The organism is Pseudomonas sp. Pme6b (assembly GCF_058129925.1).
In genome coordinates, this window is the sequence record NZ_CM176704.1 from 2,613,581 (window position 1) to 2,627,910 (window position 14,330).

Sequence of the window (14,330 nt, forward strand, 5' to 3'; positions counted from 1 at the left end):
TCCGTCCAGAAAAAAGGCGTCGTCCGACCCATTGCAATGCAAGTGTCGAAGCGACGCCGTTGTCCATGCACCGCTCCGCCGTTGGAGTGAGTGCCGATAGCGGTTTCAAGCAAGGCATATGCCATCGCCGGGGAAGAGTGAGCAACAAGTTTGTCGCGCGCCTCGCCTGACAGGCCTGCACGCGTCTATAATCGCCACCCTGAATTCAGCTGCTCACGAGCCCATCCCGCCATGTATAACCTGGCCCGCCAGTTACTGTTCAAACTTTCTCCGGAAACCTCTCATGACCTGTCGCTGGACCTGATCGGTGCAGGCGGGCGGCTGGGCCTCAATGGTCTGCTGAGCAAGTCCCCGGCGAAGTTGCCGGTCAGTGTGATGGGGCTGGAATTTCCCAACCCTGTGGGGCTGGCAGCAGGTCTGGACAAAAACGGTGCAGCCATTGATGGCTTTACGCAGCTGGGCTTCGGCTTCGTCGAGATCGGTACTGTGACGCCACGTCCACAGCCGGGCAACCCCAAACCGCGCATTTTCCGCCTGCCGCATGCCGAGGCGATCATCAATCGCATGGGCTTCAACAATCTGGGCGTCGATAACCTGGTGTCCCGAGTCCAGGCGGCAAAGTATCGCGGCATTCTGGGTATCAATATCGGCAAGAACTTCGACACGCCGGTCGAGCGTGCGGTGGACGATTACCTGATCTGCCTGGACAAGGTCTATGCCCACGCCAGCTACGTCACCGTCAACGTCAGCTCACCCAACACGCCGGGGCTGCGCAGTCTGCAGTTCGGTGACTCGCTCAAGCAACTGCTCCAGGCCCTGAGCCTGCGCCAGCAGGAACTGACGCAGCAGCACGGCAGACGCGTGCCGTTGGCGATCAAGATTGCCCCGGACATGAGCGATGAAGAAACCGTGCTGGTGGCCTCTGCACTGATCGAGTCGGGCATGGATGCGGTGATTGCCACCAACACCACGCTCAGCCGCCAGGGTGTGGAAGGGCTGCCGCATGGCGATGAAGCGGGTGGTCTGTCGGGCGCGCCGGTGCGGGAAAAAAGCACGCACATCGTCAAGGTGCTGGCCGGTGAGCTGGCAGGTCGTCTGCCGATCATTGCCGCTGGTGGCATCACTGAAGGCCGGCATGCTGCCGAGAAGATAGCCGCAGGTGCCAGTCTGGTGCAGATCTATTCCGGTTTCATCTACAAGGGCCCTGCGCTGATTCGCGAATCGGTGGACGCCATTGCGGCAATGCCACCGGCCGTACGCTGAATCGAAGGCAAAAAAAGGGGCTCCTCGAGAGAGCCCCTGGGCGTTGGCCCGCCGCCCGGGTCGGGCGTGCATGGTACAGGTGTGAATCAGTCAATCATGTGGGTGGCCCGACAGAGGCCTGAAAGTCTTTGAATCGCCTCATCCGACCGCGTGAAGTTCGTTGAGTCTGTGGATGCCCGCAGTGCCGGTCATACCGTCCCAGTTGTCGCCGCGTCCTTCGCGCCAGCCATTGATCCATGCCTGGCGTACTGACGGTAGAGTAAAAGGGCAAAGCTCACGGGATTTACCATGAACGCCGTATTGATATCCGCGTAAAAATGCTCTTTCCAACGGATCACGCTTAAGTCTTCTCATAGGGTAATGCCCTCGTCTGTTGACTGTAATATCCCTGAGACCCCGTGATGAGGTCGGGCAGAATCTTCTGCCGTTGGGGCCCGCTGCCGGCGTCGCGGACCTTGATGTCATAACCGTTGCGGAGATGACCTGAGACGATTTCTAACCAAAGCACAGGTCGGTGTGAATGATCGTTTTGTCATAAGCACGTCATATTCAGGTCTGTCGAGCAATAAGCAATGGTCTGTTCAAACACTGATTGTTTGGCGCAGCCCTTTTGACGCAGGGGTTTGCGAGCCAGATGAGATCGCTTGTCAGTCTCGTATGGTGGCCTAATGCCTTGGCTGGTTAAGCGACGAAGGGTCGCGATGGGCACGGTAGAAATGTGACTTTTCCAGCGTGACTTTTTAATTACGTCTTTTTATTGCCGACATCGTCCTGGCGGATATCTGTTCTAATACTCCCGAAAACTGCCGCAATGACATGACAGGATCATGCGGTGGACCGGCACACATCACGTGCCACGCAGGCGTTCTCCACGAAAGACGCCTGTTCAAATCTGGCAGGGCAATGCGTTGCCCGCCGCAGACGGCTCAGGCCCTGGAATACACATGTCGGATCGCTACGAACTTTTCCTTACTTGCCCCAAAGGCCTCGAAGGACTGCTTGCCGAGGAAGCTACGGCACTGGGTCTGCAAGAGACCCGCGAGCACACATCGGCCATTCGCGGCTCGGCCGACATGGAGACCGCCTACCGGCTGTGCCTCTGGTCGCGGCTAGCCAACCGCGTGCTGCTGGTGCTCAAGCGCTTCCCGATGAAGGATGCCGAAGACCTGTATCACGGCGTGCTCGATGTCGAGTGGCATGATCATCTCGAGTCCGATGGCACCATCGCAGTGGAGTTCAGTGGCCACGGGTCGGGCATCGATAACACCCACTTCGGTGCACTGAAGGTCAAGGATGCGATCGTCGACAAGCTGCGTACACCGGATGGCGAGCGGCCGTCAGTGGACAAGATCAACCCTGACCTGCGCGTGCACCTGCGCCTGGATCGCGGCGAGGCAATTCTGTCTCTCGACCTCTCTGGCCACAGCCTGCACCAGCGCGGCTATCGCCTGCAGCAAGGTGCTGCGCCCCTGAAGGAGAACCTTGCCGCCGCGATCCTGATCCGCGCTGGCTGGCCGCGCATCGCTGCCGAGGGCGGCGCGCTGGCTGACCCGATGTGCGGTGTCGGTACGTTCCTGGTCGAGGCAGGCATGATCGCCGCCGACATCGCCCCGAACATCAAGCGTGAACGCTGGGGCTTCTCGGCCTGGCTGGGCCACGTCCCGGCGCTGTGGCGCAAGCTGCACGACGAAGCGCTGGCCCGCGCGGAAGCCGGGTTGGCCAAAACACCTTCGTGGATTCGCGGTTACGAGGCTGATCCGCGACTGATCCAGCCTGGGCGCAACAATATCGAACGTGCAGGTCTGAGCGACTGGATCAAGGTCTATCAAGGCGAAGTTGCGACCTTCGAGCCGCGTCCCGACCAGAACCAGAAAGGTCTGGTGATCTGCAACCCTCCATACGGCGAGCGTCTGGGTGATGAAGCCAGCCTGCTGTATCTCTACCAGAATCTGGGCGAGCGCCTGCGTCAGGCCTGCCTTAACTGGGAAGCTGCGGTGTTCACCGGCGCGCCTGACCTGGGCAAGCGCATGGGCATTCGCAGCCACAAACAGTATTCGTTCTGGAACGGTGCCTTGCCGTGCAAATTGCTGCTGATCAAGGTCACGCCTGACCAGTTCGTGACGGGCGAGCGTCGCACACCCGAGCAGCGTCAGATCGAGCGCGAAAACCCTGTCGAAGTTGAAGTCGTTGAAAGAAAGCTCAACAAGAACGGCAACCCGATCAAGCCGGAACCGGTGGTGGTCGAACAGGCGCGCCTGAGCGAAGGCGGGCAGATGTTTGCCAATCGCCTGCAAAAGAACCTCAAGCTGATGGGCAAATGGGTGCGCCGCGAAGGTATCGATTGCTACCGCGTGTATGACGCCGACATGCCTGAATACTCGCTGGCGATCGACCTGTATCACGACTGGGTTCACGTTCAGGAATACGCAGCGCCCAAGTCCATCGATCCGGAAAAGGCTTCGGCCCGGCTGTTCGATGCGCTGGCGGCGATTCCGCAGGCGTTGAACATCGACAAGAACCGTGTGGTGATCAAACGTCGCGAGCGTCAGAGCGGCACCAAACAATATGAGCGTCAAAGCGCGCAGGGCCAGTTTCTGGAAGTCAGTGAAGGCGGCGTCAAGTTGCTGGTCAATCTGACCGACTACCTCGACACCGGCCTGTTTCTCGACCATCGTCCGATGCGCATGCGTATTCAGCGCGAGGCGGCCGGCAAGCGCTTCCTGAACCTGTTTGCCTACACCGCGACTGCCAGCGTGCATGCCGCCAAGGGCGGTGCGCGCAGCACCACCAGCGTTGACCTGTCGCGGACCTATCTGGACTGGGCGCGGCGCAACCTGTCGTTGAACGGTTTCTCCGACAAGAATCGTCTGGAGCAGGGCGACGTGATGGCCTGGCTGCAGGCCAATCGCGACGAATACGACCTGATCTTCATCGATCCGCCGACGTTCTCCAACTCCAAGCGCATGGAAGGCATTTTTGATGTGCAGCGTGATCAGGTTGAGCTGATCGATCTGGCCATGGCGCGTCTGGCTCCGGGTGGCGTGCTGTACTTCTCCAACAACTTCCGCAAGTTCGTGCTCGATGAAAATCTGAGTCAGCGCTATGCGGTCGAGGATATTACCGCGCAAACCATCGACCAGGATTTTGCCCGCAACGGCAAGATTCATCGCGCCTGGAAAATCATGGCGCGTGCCTGATACGGTGTGTGATGAGCTTGCCTGTAACAGTTTTGTACAGGTTTGCTCATCGCTCCCTATGAAAATTACTGGCGAATAGCTATAACAGAAGTCATAGCCAGCTTGACGCTTCAGCATGTTGGCGTCATGAGTTTCTGTGTATGACAGCGAAACGGTTCAGGCTCAGAGTTCTGAGTTTCATCAACGGCCAGCTCTCAGCGTGGCCAATAGCCGTTTTGGCATTGATGGTCGGAGCAGCACTTACCATCATGTTGGCGCTGGCCGACAATGAGCTGTACCAGCGTCAATTGCGCCAGCGTTTCGACATGCTTGCTGCGGAGCGCTTCAGTCATCTTCAGGAGCGTCTGGACCGGCAGGTCACTCGGCTGGACACCCTGTGTCGCTTCTTTATTTTTTCCCATCAGGTCGAGCAGTCGGAATTCGACGGCTTTGTCGCGCCATTGCTGATTGGAACCCAGGCCTACGCCTGGAACCCCAGAGTGACGCTGGCGGAGCGGGCCGCTTTTGAACAGCAGGCGCGTGAGGAGGGCTCAGCCGGATACGCCATACGTGAAATGGATGAAAACGGTGCGTTGAAAACCGCCACTGTACGCAACGAGTATTTTCCGGTTCGATTCATCCAGACACTCAGCAAAGTTCCGACGCCGTCGGGGTTTGATATAGCCTCAGAGCCGGTACGTCATGTCGCCCTTGAGCGTGCGCGTTTGCTCAAGCGCATTGTTGCAACGCCTCGTATCAGCCTGTTGGCCCTTGACCCGTCAGACACGTACGGAATTTTGCTGGTGGCGCCGGTGTTCTCCATCGGCCAGTCGCCTTCCGAATTGAGAGGCTATGTCACTGCAGTGATCAGCCTGACGCAATTAATGAGCATCGGCACAGCGGAGCAAGACAATCTTGCGGTCACCATGCTTGACCTCAGTTCGCCGGCAAAGCCTGAGCAGGTTTACCAGTCGCCGGTCGTAGCAGTACGCAATCATTTGTATGCCAGCAGCCTGCTGAGCCTCGGTGACAGGGATTATCTGGTCGAGGTTCGCCCTACGGAAATCTTCAGCCAGAGCAATCAGACCATGATGCCGGGCCGGGTGCTTTGGCTTGGCGGGCTTTTGAGCCTGATGCTCAGCGCGTTGCTCTACAGCCTGATCAGCCAGCGTCAGCGAGCGCTGCAGCGTGTGGCGCAGCGTACCCGCGAGTTGCGCCAGCGCGGGCAGCAGTTACGGGCGGCGCACGGGCAATTGCGCAGTGTGCTGGACGCCGCGACCGAAGTGGCGATCATTGCAACCGACCTGGATGGGTTGATCAAGACGTTCAACGTCGGTGCGCAGAAAATGCTGGGTTATTCTCAGGAAGAGGTACTGGGCAGGCTGCGCCTCATGGACCTTTATCAGCCGGCCGAGCTGGAGGCCCGCGCGAGTGTATTGAGCAAGGACCGCGGGCACCCGATCAGCGCTTCCCGGCTGATGTTTCTCGACGCCGTGCAAGACGGTCATCACCCTTCGCAGGAGTGGACCCTGCAGCGCAGTGACGGCAGCACCCTGGTGGTGAACATGCTGGTTACCGCCGTGCGCGACGATCAGGGGCTCTGGACCGGGTATCTGGCGGTGTGCATCGACGTCACGGAGCACAAGCGCGTCAACGAAGCGCTTGCCGAACAAGGGCAATTGTTGAAAAAACTTGGCTCGCAGGTGCCTGGCGGCATTTATCAGTATCACCTGGCTATCGACGGCAGTGCGCGCTTCAGATACGCCAGCGCTGGCATGTGCGAGCTGTTTGAAGTCGATGAAGCGCAGTTGCTGGGCGATTCCGAGGCCGTTCTGCGACGTATCCAGCCACCGGATCTGACGCGCGTCAGAAGCTCTATTCTGGCCAGCGCGAAGCATCTGACACCCTGGAGCGAGGAGTACCGTGTCGACCTGCCACGCAAGGGCCAGCGCTGGCTGCGCGCTGCGTCCACGCCAGAACGGTTGGTAGATGGCAGCGTGCTATGGCACGGTTTTGTGTCCGACATCACCGACCTCAAGCGTGTCGAACAGGAGTTGCGCGCGCTGTCGGTCACCGACGTACTGACGGGTGCCTACAACCGGCGCTATTTCCAGGACCGCATGCAGGCCGAGCTGAAAAGGATCGACCGGCACGGCGGTAACCTGTCGATCATCATGCTCGATATCGATCATTTCAAGCGCATCAATGATCGTTTCGGGCATGCCGCAGGCGATCAGGTGCTCAAGGCGATTTCGGAAAAGATCAGCCAGCGCCTGCGTAGCGATGATGTGTTCTGCCGCCTTGGGGGTGAAGAGTTCATGGTGATCTGCCCGGGCACACGGGGCTCGCAGGCGTATCAACTGGCTTTGAGCCTGCGCGAGGGCCTGCGTAACCAGGTTATCGAAGGCGTCGATCAGGTTGTGACGGCCAGCTTCGGCATCGCCAGCTGGAGAGCCGGTGAGGGGATCGACACAATGTTGTTGCGCGCTGACTCGGGTGTCTATGCCGCCAAACAGGCCGGTCGCGATCGGGTCGAGCCTGAGCAGATCTGACGCACACAGACCCGCTTCGAAAGCGGGTCTGCTGGTTACAAGCGGCGGGTGGTTATTGCTGGATCGAGACCGTGGTGTTGGTCAGTTTCGGCTGTCGATACAGATCGACCAGTACCTCGTCCAGTATCGAGGATGCGCCAAACGGACGCGGGTCGTTGAGGATCGCCACGACCGCCCAGGTGTTGCCGTTGCTGTCGCGGCTGAAGCCGGCAATAGCGCGAACCGTGTTCAGCGTGCCTGTCTTGATGTGCGCTTCACCCAGCAACGGGGTGCGCTTCAGACGTTTACGCATGGTGCCGTCCATGCCTGCCAACGGCATCGAACTCATGAATTCGGCAGCATACGGGCTGCGCCACGCAGCCTGCAGAATAATGGCCATCTCACGGGCACTGACACGTTCCGCACGCGACAGGCCGGAGCCGTTCTCCATGACCAGATGCGGCGCGGTGATGCCTTTTTTCGCCAGCCACTGGCGGATGACGCGCTGGGCAGCCTTGCCGTCGTCACCGTCAGCTTCATTGCGGAACTCTTCACCCAGGCTCAGAAACAGTTGCTGGGCCATGGTGTTGTTGCTGAATTTATTGATGTCACGAATGACTTCCACCAGATCCGGCGAAAAAGCCTTGGCCAGCAGCTTGGCGTTACCGGGCAAAACGCCAACGCGGTCCTTGCCCTGGATAGTGCCGCCCAGTTCCTGCCAGATGGCCCGTACTGCGCCTGCCGCATAGGTCGGATGGTCAAGCAGCGAAAGGTAGGTCTGCGAATTGCAGCCGTTGCCCAACTGGCCAGTCACCGTCACATTGACGCTGCCGTCAGGCTGGGTGACCGGGTTGTAGCGCACATCCCCGGTGCATTGCTTTGATGCGCTCGCCTTCACCTGGTTGTCGATGCGAATGGTCGCAATCGGCGGCTCGACCGAGACCAGAATCCTGCCGTCATCGTTTCGGGTCACGAAGCGCAATGCCTTGAGATTGACCATCAGCGCATCAGGCTTGACCAGAAACGGCTTGTTATCATCGTTGCCGTCATCATTGAATTCGGGCAATTGCGGCTGCACAAAATGGCTGCGGTCCAATACCAGGTCACCGGTCACCTGTTGCACACCATTGGCGCGCAGGTCACGCATCAGCAGCCAGAGTTTTTCCATATTCAGCTTTGGATCGCCGCCGCCCTTGAGGTACAGGTTGCCGCGCAGCACGCCGTTGCTCAGGGTGCCATCGGTGAAGAATTCGGTTTTCCACTGGTGGGTAGGGCCGAGCATTTCCAGCGCGGCGTAGGTGGTGATCAGCTTCATGGTTGAGGCCGGGTTGACCGATACGTCGGCATTGAACACGGTCGGCGTGCCCGGCCCGTTGAGCGGCAACATCACCAGCGAAAGCGCGTCATCGCCGAGTTTGCTGGCTTTCAGAGCCTGTTGAACCTTGGGGGGCAGCGTGGTGTTGATGACGGCAGCGTAGGAGGGCAGAGCCAGTGGCAAAAGAATTGACGCGAGCAACAATGGACGTAGCGACTTGATCATTGAATAAAACCCTACTGCAAGGGGGGACATAAAAAAGAGGGCATGGATGAATTCCCTCGGTAACTATTTCGCTGCGATGTTGATAACTATAGTAGTGAATGCGTAGCGGGCTTTTTTTGTAACATACAGTGCCACGCATGAAACGACCCGCATTATGCCCCAAGCAGAGCAGGCTTGTGATAGGGGGCAGGCCGGTAAACGTTATTTTTTATCGATTGGGCCTGCATCACTGTCGCAAGACCGGATATCCATGACGGACCGCAATTGTCGGGCTTTTAAATCGTCAAGCTGGTAAAGTGCCGCCCGATATTTATTGATGAGGATTGTCCCATGGCCACTAACCGCTCCCGCCGTCTGCGCAAAAAACTGTGTGTGGACGAGTTCCAGGAATTGGGGTTTGAACTGAACCTGGACTTCAAGCAAGAGCTGGATGACAAGGCAATCGATGTTTTCCTTGACGCTTTTCTGAAAGAAGCAATGGAAGCCAACGGTCTTGGTTATGTGGGCGGCGACGACTTCGGTCTGGTTTGCCTGAGCAAGCGTGGCTCGGTCAGCGAAGAACAGCGTGTTGCTGTCGAAGCCTGGCTCAAAGGCCGCAGTGAACTGACAGAAGTCACTGTCAGCCCGCTGATCGACGTCTGGTACCCGGAAAAAGAAATCAACCCGGCCGCCTGATGTAACGGGAGGCAGGCCAGCGCCTGCCTCTCTTGCTTTTCCCCCGCTTGTTCCCCTTCGCTACATCGTCTTTGAAACGTCTTCAGTCAGGTTTCGCCTGCTGCAGAATCAGCGCGTCCTCAAGCTCGATCATCGCCAGCTCGACAACCTGCTGACAGGTATGGAACTGTTCATCCGGCGTGTCCGCTTCGCAGGCCTGCTCAAGTGCATCGCAGGCATCGACCACCCTTGAAGCGCTGATGATCCGTGCGGCACCTTTGATCCTGTGGGCCAGGTCGCGGGTTTTCCTGCGATTGTTTTCCGGTATCAGTCTGGCCAGCAACAGCCGGTCCTCGTGATTGCTTTGCAGTAGCTGCGCAAGCAGGCGTTCAACCATTTTCGGACGGTTACCGGTCAGGTTGCTGAGGCTGTCGAGGCTGAACGGCAGAGGTGTGCGCGCCAGCGGCGAAACGCCTGTCAGCCGTTCGCTGAGCATCGAAAGGCTGATGGGTTTGAAGAGGCAGTCGTCCATGCCTGCTGCGCGGCAGCGCTCGATCTCGTCAGGCTGCGCATTGGCCGTGAAGCCCCAGACCGGACAGCGTGGCTGGCCGTCTGCGTCTTCAATCGCGCGGATTGCAGTGGTCATGTCATAGCCGTTCATGACCGGCATGTTGCAGTCGACAACCACCAGATCAAAGGTATCGGTCTTCCAGTGCTCAAGCCCCTGCGCGCCGTTTTCGGCCATTTCGCAGTGGTGACCTAGAAAACCGAGTTGCTGGCAGAGCAGCAGCCGGTTGGCAGGATGGTCGTCGACGATCAGGATCCGTAGCGTCTGGTGAGCGACGGCTAGCGGTGGCGTAGTAACGGGCTGGCCTGTGAGTGGTTCAAGCGTGGTAAGCACCAGGTTCATACTGATCCGGGTGCCTTGGCCTGGTACGCTATCAAGCGAGAGGTTGCCGCCCATCATCATGCAAAGGCTGCGGCAAATCACCAGGCCCAGCCCGGCACCGGTGCGCGCCATCTGCCCGGTGTTATCGGCCTGGGCAAAGGGCTCGAACAAACGCTGCTGGTCTTCGGCGCTGATGCCTATACCGCTGTCCTGAACGGTAATGTGCAGGTGCAGCAGTTGCGGGTCCGGGCTCTCGGCTGCCTGCAGCACGATCTTGATCCGTCCCATAGGGGTGAACTTGATGGCGTTGCTTACGAGGTTGGACAGTATCTGTTTGAAGCGCAGAGGGTCGATCAGCACATCGGCGTTGATCCGGCTGTCCAGTTCCAGCACCAGGTCGAGGTCCTTCTGGCGAGCCAGACCGTCGAATACCCGCAGTACCGACTCTACCAGTCGACGCAGGTTCGCCCGCTCTGGATTCAGTGACAGCCGGCCGGATTCAATGCGCGCAATGTCGAGAATGTCACCGATCAGGTCCAGTAAGTCGTTGGCCGAGCTGTAGGCGACTTCGATGGCTGAGCGGTCCAGTTCGCCATGATCGGCACGTTTGAGCGCCAGCTCCAGCATTCCGATCACTGCATTCATGGGCGTACGGATTTCATGGCTCATGGTGGCAAGAAAGGTGCTCTTGGCACGGCTGGCAGCGTCAGCCTGTTCCTTGGCGGCCTGCAAGTCTTCAATAAGCTGGCGACGCTCGCTGATATCGATCCAGCCGCCAATGATGCCCTGCACCTCGCCCAGAGAGTCGCGAAAGGGGAGGATCCAGTGGTAGATGGTCATCTGCCGGTCGCCAATGCGCAGGGGCCGGTCGAGGATCAATGCAGTGTTACTGGCCATGACCCGTTGATAGTCGGCAGCGTATTCCCGCGCTTCGAAGGCATTGCCCAGCACTCCTTCGGTAGCGCTCTTGCCGATGATGTCTTCACGTTGCGCTGAGAAGACCCTCAGGTAGCTGTCATTGCACATGCGCAGCATGCCTTCGCGATCCCGCACGTAGATCGGATGGGGCGTGCCTTCAACCAGTGCGCGCATGAATTCGAACTGGTCGCCCAGCGCCCGCTCTGCCGCTTCACGCTGACGTATCTGCCGCCGCATCCAGGCATTCCAGGCCAGCAGGCCCAGCAGCAACAGGCCTGCACTGATCAGAATCTGATAGATAAGGCGTTCGTAGTCATGCCAGCTGGCGCTTGAAGGGGCATAGGCGCGCCATCAATTGTTGATCGCCGCCAGATCCTGCGGCGCGATGCTTGCCAGCGCCTTGTCGAGAATCGAACTCAGCTCGGTGGCATTGCGTGAGGTAGCCATGGAAATCAGCGCCGGGTCCTCGCCGATGGTGGCGGTCGTCTGCAGGCGTTCCTCGAAGATGCCTGAAGACAGAAAGTAGTCTGCGCTGAGCAGCGAAATGACCGCGCCTTCCGTTCTGCCCAGTGACAACATGTCCAGCGCCTGGAACGGGTTGTCGATTTCCAGCGGTACGACTCTGGGGTATTTGCGTCGCAGCCAGTCCAGCATCGGGCTGCCTTGGGTTATTGCCAGGCGTTTGCCGTCCATCTGTTCCAGATAGCTGGGCGAACCCTGGTCCTTGCGGGTGACCAGTACAAATGAGTTGTCGATATACGGCCGGCTGAAGCTCAGGTGGTCTTCTCGTTCATCGCTGGACACCAGTGCGCCGATCAGGTCCGCCTGGCCCTCGCTGACCTGGTTCAGCATATCGGTCAGGCTGGGCGAGCGCTTGACGTCGAACCTGAGGCCGGTGCGCAGGCGGACCAGTTCAAGCAGGTCGGCGGTGATGCCGCGAAAGTTGCCCTTGGCGTCAAAGAAGGTCAGCGGTGCGTACGCTTCGTTGACCACCACGCGCACGGTCGGGTGCTGAGCGATCCAGCGTTCCTCGCGTTGCGTCAGTTGCAGCTTCTGGTCGGTGAGCATCAGGTCGCTGCCGGTGCTCCAGCGCCTGGAAATGTTGATGCGCTCATCGACTGGAATCGCTTTCAGTGTCTGGTTGATGACACCCAGCAATTGTGTGTTTTCATTGCTGACGGCGAAGCTGAAGCCATTGGGCTCGTGCTTGCCGAAATTCGACATTTGCACATTGTTCAGATAGCCCTTGTTGATGATGTACTGGGTGGAAATCGTATCGCCCAGAAAGACATCGGCCTGGTTGAAGGCTACGGCGTTGATGGCGTTCTGAAACGAGGGGTAGGTCTTCAGTGTTGCACCCGGGTACGTCGCCTCGACCTCTGCGGGTGGCAAATAGTGATAGACCATGCTCAGCCGCATGCCTTTCAGGCCATCGTTGAGGGGGCGCGTGTCTCCGACCCGGGTGACCAGCACGGGCTGATCCACCGAGTAGGGCTGTGACAGTCTGATGTTGCGATCAACTGCTTCAAAGCCGTTGGCAGTGCCCAGCAGGTCGACCTGGCCTGTGATCAGTGCCTTGATCGCTGCATCGCGGGTTTCGAAGCGCTGCACCCTGACCGGCAGGTCCAGCGCATCCGAAATGGTGCCCGCGTAATCGGCAGTGATGCCTTCATAGTCGTTGCCTGACATTGTGATATCGAAGGGCGGGTAATCAGGGTTCGAGATGCCGAGAGTCAGTTCACGTTGACCGCGCACCCATTGCCATTGGTTGCTGTCCAGCTTCACGTCCATGTGTGCCGGGCTCGAGCGACCAAGCAGTGTGTAATGTTCGGCCGCATAAAGGCTGGCCTGAGCACTCCAGCCCATGCACAGGCCTGTGGCCAGTATTAATAATTGTCTAAAGCGTGTGGGCATCCGGTTTCTCACACTAGCGCGTTGCGTTTTGCCATCTCGATAAGTTCTACCAAGGTTCTGGTTTTCAGCTTTTGCATAAGTCGCGTTTTGTAAGTGCTGACGGTCTTGTTACTGAGAAACATGCCCTTGGCTATTTCCTTGTTGGAGCGGCCTTGAGCAAACAATTGCAACACCATCAATTCGCGATCATTGACCAACTTGAACAATTCCAGCTCGTTCGTCTGCCCGTCTTCGCGAACGGCACACGCCAATGCCTGACTGGGAAAGTAATTGTAGCCGGATAATACCGCTTTCACCGAACTGAGCAGTTCGCTCAGGTCTTCCTGCTTGCATACATAACCGGAAGCGCCCGATTGCATGCAACGAATGGCAAACAGGTTGGGGGTTTGCGATGTAAGCACCAGTATCTTGGAGGGCAGCCCCATCGTATTGAAGCGCGCCAGTACCTCAAGGCCGTCGAGCTTGGGAATGCTGATGTCGAGAATGATCAGGTCAGGCATGCATTCGCGAACCATTTGCATCGCGTCGACGCCGTTATCGGTTTCGCCCACCACTTCGTAATTTTCGTTTTCCAGAAGCATTCTGACTGCCATCCGGATAACCGGATGGTCGTCGATGATAAAAACTGAGTTCATATTCCATTCCATAACAAGCAGTGAAGAAAGCGCGCACCTTAGCTCAGATGTTCGGGCAGGCACATAAAGAGACTTGCTCGGCAGGCATATATAGGAAAAGTCCTACAATAATTAGCGTATCGGAGTACGTAAAAGCCTACGTTGAACACAAGTGTGTTTAAACGTTAATGCTTATTTCGGTGTGTATTTGGTTATTGATGCACGGGGTGTTTATTACTTTATGGAATCATCATTCATGTGGGTTGATGATTTCCTACGAGACTGAACGTGAATTCACAAGCAGCGCGGTTTTGCATCAGTTGCCGTTTACATAGTTGCGAGGCATTTCCGAAGTCGCTTGAAACAGGAATGCAGATGTCACTCAGGGCTGTGCCCCAGCAAGCGGCTGAGGTCAGGTCCATGCAGGGGTTTGCTCAGGCAGCCGAGCAGGGGCAGGTCGCGCTGCGTGGCAAGCTGCTGCAGGTTTTCAAGCTGTACATCAGGCAGGCCGCTGAGAAGAATGGCCTGATGCAGCAAGCCTTGACGGGCTGCCTCGTCGATCAGGTCAAGGCCTGACATATCCGGCAGGCACTGATCGCACAGTAACAGCCCATAGGGCTCCGGGCTGCGTTGCATGGCAGCCATGGCCTCTGCGGCGGTGAGTGCGGGAGTCAGTAGAAAATAGCCCTGATTGTTGAGCAGCACCTGAGTGGCGATCAGTTGAAACGGGTGATCTTCCACCAGGAGGATGCGCAGGCTGTGTGTGGACATGAGTTTTCCGGAAAGGCCCTGGCGAGACGTTCAGGCCTCGCAGACGGCGTGCGGACCGTT

8 protein-coding genes and 1 pseudogene are annotated in these 14,330 nt (G+C 58.2%); 4 read left to right on the forward strand and 5 right to left on the reverse strand.

Annotation, left to right across the window (positions count from 1 at the left end):
- Positions 1-231: 231 nt before the first annotated feature.
- Positions 232-1,263 (forward strand): quinone-dependent dihydroorotate dehydrogenase, encoded by a 1,032-nt coding sequence (locus AC4ANE_RS11705; protein WP_002553054.1) that lies wholly within the window; start codon positions 232-234, stop codon positions 1,261-1,263.
- A gap of 138 nt (positions 1,264-1,401) precedes the next feature.
- Here the strand turns inward: AC4ANE_RS11705 and rmf are convergent, their stop codons facing one another.
- On the reverse strand, positions 1,402-1,617 hold the full coding sequence (gene rmf / locus AC4ANE_RS11710) for a ribosome modulation factor (protein ID WP_002553055.1): 216 nt from the start codon (positions 1,615-1,617) through the stop codon (positions 1,402-1,404).
- A 590-nt stretch (positions 1,618-2,207) separates the two neighbouring features.
- On the opposite strand from rmf, the gene rlmKL reads away from it, so the two are divergent.
- Entirely contained in the window at positions 2,208-4,460 is a 2,253-nt protein-coding gene (rlmKL, locus tag AC4ANE_RS11715; RefSeq protein WP_002553056.1) for a bifunctional 23S rRNA (guanine(2069)-N(7))-methyltransferase RlmK/23S rRNA (guanine(2445)-N(2))-methyltransferase RlmL, read from the forward strand.
- Positions 4,461-4,600: 140 nt separating this feature from the next.
- Positions 4,601-6,991, forward strand: coding sequence for a sensor domain-containing diguanylate cyclase (locus tag AC4ANE_RS11720; RefSeq protein ID WP_002553057.1), 2,391 nt, complete (start codon positions 4,601-4,603; stop codon positions 6,989-6,991).
- Between the two features lie 52 nt (positions 6,992-7,043).
- On the opposite strand, the gene dacB is transcribed toward AC4ANE_RS11720, so the two are convergent.
- Entirely contained in the window at positions 7,044-8,510 is a 1,467-nt protein-coding gene (dacB, locus tag AC4ANE_RS11725; RefSeq protein WP_002553058.1) for a D-alanyl-D-alanine carboxypeptidase/D-alanyl-D-alanine endopeptidase, read from the reverse strand.
- Between the two features lie 330 nt (positions 8,511-8,840).
- Between dacB and AC4ANE_RS11730 the strand changes: the two genes are divergently transcribed.
- Positions 8,841-9,185, forward strand: a complete 345-nt coding sequence (locus AC4ANE_RS11730) for a YggL family protein (RefSeq protein ID WP_002553059.1) — start codon at positions 8,841-8,843, stop codon at positions 9,183-9,185.
- 82 nt (positions 9,186-9,267) lie between these two features.
- Here AC4ANE_RS11730 and AC4ANE_RS11735 read toward each other — a convergent pair.
- The 3 genes and pseudogenes from AC4ANE_RS11735 to AC4ANE_RS11745 all read right to left on the reverse strand — a co-directional run bounded on the left by AC4ANE_RS11735 (position 9,268) and on the right by AC4ANE_RS11745 (position 14,270).
- Positions 9,268-12,837, reverse strand: a pseudogene (locus AC4ANE_RS11735) (transporter substrate-binding domain-containing protein).
- A 56-nt stretch (positions 12,838-12,893) separates the two neighbouring features.
- A complete protein-coding gene (locus AC4ANE_RS11740) occupies positions 12,894-13,520 on the reverse strand; it encodes a response regulator transcription factor (RefSeq protein WP_005732559.1) in 627 nt (208 codons plus the stop codon).
- A gap of 357 nt (positions 13,521-13,877) precedes the next feature.
- Entirely contained in the window at positions 13,878-14,270 is a 393-nt protein-coding gene (locus AC4ANE_RS11745) for a response regulator (protein ID WP_002553114.1), read from the reverse strand.
- Positions 14,271-14,330 lie beyond the last annotated feature (60 nt).